Source organism: Paenarthrobacter sp. CM16 (genome assembly GCF_013179505.1).
GTDB lineage: Bacteria > Actinomycetota > Actinomycetes > Actinomycetales > Micrococcaceae > Arthrobacter.
The window spans coordinates 1-1,710 of record NZ_JABMCX010000502.1; the positions used below are offsets into that span (position 1 = coordinate 1).

Below are 1,710 nucleotides of genomic sequence, written 5' to 3' on the forward strand. Positions count from 1 at the left end.
CGTCCAAGCCAGCCGGTTCGAGTGCTCCCGAGCCGCCAGGGGCCAGTTGCGCCTTGATGTTGAGATTGCGTTTGTCCTGCTCAACTGCGGATTCAGCAAGGGGACCTGACTATACTTCGGCTATGAGGACGGCATTCGTATGAGCCACGGGGACGAGTTTGAAGAACTGCGCTGGCAGAAAGTCCCCAGGGGGACACGTCGCTCTGCCTCCAATGGGACGGCCGGCTATGACCGGGACCTACTCCGCGAAAACGGCACCGGCAACCTCTTGGGACCGACCGAATCACGTCCCGCAAGTATCGACGACATTATTGGATCCCGCACCCCTGCCGTGCCCACGATAGGCCAGCAGATTGCTGGCGAATTTGTTACCGCCTGCATAGACGGCATCAGGCCTCATGTCCTCCGGGGTGTCAACATAGCTGTAGAGAACAAGCTCTGGATTCCTAAGCTAACGAAATGGATCGCAGAAAAGTCTAGGCAGCACAGTGCGGCGGCAGGTGACCAAAGCCCGTCCGGCGGAACCACAATGGAGAACGCACCCGCGGCTTCGGCAACAGAAATTGAAGCAGACGCTGTGGAGATGGGCAGGCGCACCGTGACCGCTGAACAGCACCAAGCGATCCTCCTTGAGGCCCGAAGGGCTGATGAATACGCGGCTCAAATGAGGAATCTGCTCTCTAGGGTAAGCGTACGTGATGTCGCGTCAGCGATGACGATTCAGGCGACTGAAGGATCCACCTCATCAATCAACGAGTCGGAGAGTGGGCGTGCAGGCGAGCTGCCTAACCGCATCGAAGATGAGTTTATGCACGTCAAGAACTACGGTTCTCCGGTGACTCCGTGAAGAGTCGACGAGTAACTTTGAAAGCCCTAACACAGGAGCTTGCGCTTTTCTTTCGCGCGGTCGGATCTGGTCTTTACCCCAAGCAGTTCGGGCAATCCCAGAGAAGTATCCGGTGGCCGACGCTGTCGCCGGCGTCGGAGAACTCAGTGGGAAGGTCAAAGCCGATCCCGCACAGCGGGCGAGGACAAAGGCCCCAGCACCTCGGCCTTTGAAAGAAGTCCCACCGCTACGTGCAGCAATTATGTCGCTGATCCATCGGCCGAACGGAGCCATTCATAACCACGGTGAGGTTTGTTAGCATGAACCCATAACCCTGGTTATGGGTTAGGTAGGCGGAGGGAGAGGCCAGAATTGACGATGATCAGCACCAAGACGATGATCAGCACCAAGAAGCCCGCTCGCAAGAAGGGTTCGCGGGCCGCTGCCTTCAAAACGGCTGTCGCCAAGCGCAAGAATCCAGCGGGCCCAAAGAAGCCCGCTGGGTCCAAGTTGCACAGCAGCGCCAGATTGCTTGCCAAGCTGGCCACCGATGCCAAAACCGCAAGCGCTGGAGTCCAAACGTCGATTGACGGTTTAGTTCGCGCAACGACGACTGTCAGCCCCAAATTGCCTGCCTACGCCAAGCGGCTTGCTGACTCGGCGACCAAGGCGGGAGCTGGGGTGCAGACTCCGATTGAGGCCGCACTTAGCGCCAAGGCGAGGCGGGAGCTGGGAAGCCTCGACTATGTCCGAAGCGTTCGTGTGGCCGTGAATGAACTGGGCCAGATGGCGGTTGCTCGCGCCTTGAGCGTCTCGCAGCCCTCCATCAGCAAGCTTCTTGCGAGCGCTGAGGCTAGGGGCGTGGCGCCGGTCCCGGACGGGTT

Annotated in this window: 2 protein-coding genes; both read left to right on the plus strand. The window is 59.2% G+C overall.

The window, feature by feature from the left end:
- Positions 1–139 precede the first annotated feature (139 nt).
- Positions 140–847 carry a hypothetical protein gene (locus HP499_RS23890; RefSeq protein WP_172326517.1) on the plus strand — a complete coding sequence of 236 codons (708 nt, stop codon included), beginning with the start codon at positions 140–142 and terminating at the stop codon, positions 845–847.
- Between the two features lie 357 nt (positions 848–1,204).
- The coding region (locus HP499_RS23895; protein WP_216660279.1) for a hypothetical protein at positions 1,205–1,710 on the plus strand (506 nt) is incomplete at its 3' end.

Coding starts and splice junctions, on each gene's coding strand:
- HP499_RS23890 (WP_172326517.1), top strand. CDS start 140: ATGAGCCACGGGGACGAGTTTGAAGAACTGCGCTGGCAGAAAGTCCCC.